This window comes from Flavobacterium sp. CSZ, assembly GCF_015350725.1.
GTDB lineage: Bacteria > Bacteroidota > Bacteroidia > Flavobacteriales > Flavobacteriaceae > Flavobacterium.
The window spans coordinates 1-1775 of record NZ_JADKPQ010000052.1 but is presented as its reverse complement, the minus strand read 5'-3'; the positions used below and the strand labels follow the sequence as shown (position 1 = coordinate 1775).

Genomic DNA, 1775 nt, shown 5'->3' with positions numbered 1-1775 from the left:
GTTGGGATGAACGCACTGAATGGCCTTATGCCAATATTGATAAACCAACCGCATGCAACATATCTTATATGACCAGTAAAACACCCTTAGATCCGGATAGTTGGAAGTATCGCGATAATTACTTTAAGAATACCGGGGATGCTGGCGTGGGGCCTTTGTCAAACAATCACACTCACTTCTTCAAGTTTAAAGGGAAATATTATCTTACTTACCATGCCATGTATTTACAAGATTATTTTGGCACTAAAGGTGGTTTTCGTAATGTGGGTATCGAAGAAATGCAGGTGGATGAAGGCAATGACGTGAATATACCCATGGTCCGACCAACTTTTAAAGGTACCTCACAACTTAACCCATTAAATCCATTTGTTCTTCAGCAGGCAGAAACTACTGCAGCCACTTCGGGGCAAGTCCAGTTTGAAGCTGTTGGTAATGTAGGTAATATGGTTGCTAAAGCAACAGTAGATACACAATGTGTGATGGTTCGGGGAGCTGATTTCAGCAAGCAAATCCCTTCTGGTTTTCAAGCCAAAGTGAAAGGAAAAGGTAGAATTGATATTTACCTAAATACTCTTAAAGGTAGTCCTCTTTTTTCCCTTTCATGTGATGTGAAGGATTGGAGTACACTCTCAAAGAAAATTGATCTGAAAATAAATAAAGGCGAAGTGAATATCTATTTTGCTTTTAAAGGAGAGGGTTTTTTATTTGATGAATGGAAATTTACTTATTAATTCCATTGAATATCAATTAGATAAATTAATTATATATCCAGTGAGTTATTTTAAAAAGTGTAGAATAAGTTAAATAGAGCCTTTGTGAATAAATTCTGATCTATTTGTTAGGAGTTCACAATATCAATAAAGTGTTTAATCAGGGGGGCACATATAGTATCAAGTAAAATATAATCTTGTTTTATTTCTCTGATTTTTAAATGTTTATTAGTGTAAAAGGAAAGAATACCTTTTTTGTTATAGTAAGTTAAAGAATAATTAATCAATTAAAATTAGCCCTTAAGGAGTATCTATTTTTTGGGTAAAATAAAAAAAAGCATGTTTAGAAAAAAAGTATTGTTAAGTACAGTCTTTGTTATCTCTTTTTTGATATGTCAAAAAGATCTACAAGCTCAGACTAAATTGAAAGAGATTAAAGAAAACCTGGAAGAAAAATTCGCAAATGTTTCCCCGAAACTCCTCACCAATAATGCCAATCCATTATTAGATTTTATGTTTACAGCCGACCCGACAGCTGTAGAATATAATGGAAGAATTTATGTGTATGCCACAAATGATCATCAACAGTATGAGAAGGTAGGAAAGGATGGGAAGAATTCATATGAGCATATCCGTACACTGGTGATGATGTCTTCAGATGATATGGTCAACTGGACTTATCATGGCCTTATAAATACAGCAGAGGTGGCACCATGGACAGGGGTGTCCTGGGCGCCTTCCATTACTTCCAGACTGGAAGCAGATGGTAAGACTCACTTCTATTTGTATTACTCCAATGGCGGTGGAGCCTCAGCCATGCTTACTTCTACTTCTCCCGTTGGCCCGTGGAAAGACCCATTAGGAAAAAACATAATTGACCATTCTGTCCCTGGTGTAGATGTCGATAATCCATTTGATCCCGGAGTTGTCATTGACAACCAAGGTACAGGCTGGTTGGTTTTTGGAGCCGGAAAACCTAAAACAAAATATATGCCCGATAATGCCAGAATTGTCAAATTAGGAGCAGATATGATGAGTTTGCAGGGCAATATTTCTAAGATACCT

The 1775-nt window shown here is 36.5% G+C and carries 1 protein-coding gene and 1 pseudogene; both read left to right on the top strand.

Annotated elements, in window-relative coordinates; translation table 11 throughout:
- Positions 1 to 731: pseudogene (locus IRZ78_RS25925) on the top strand (beta-xylosidase); the annotation flags it as partial.
- 336 nt (positions 732 to 1067) lie between these two features.
- Positions 1068 to 1775 (top strand): family 43 glycosylhydrolase (locus IRZ78_RS25920; protein WP_228520629.1); only part of this gene is annotated, 708 nt, incomplete at its 3' end.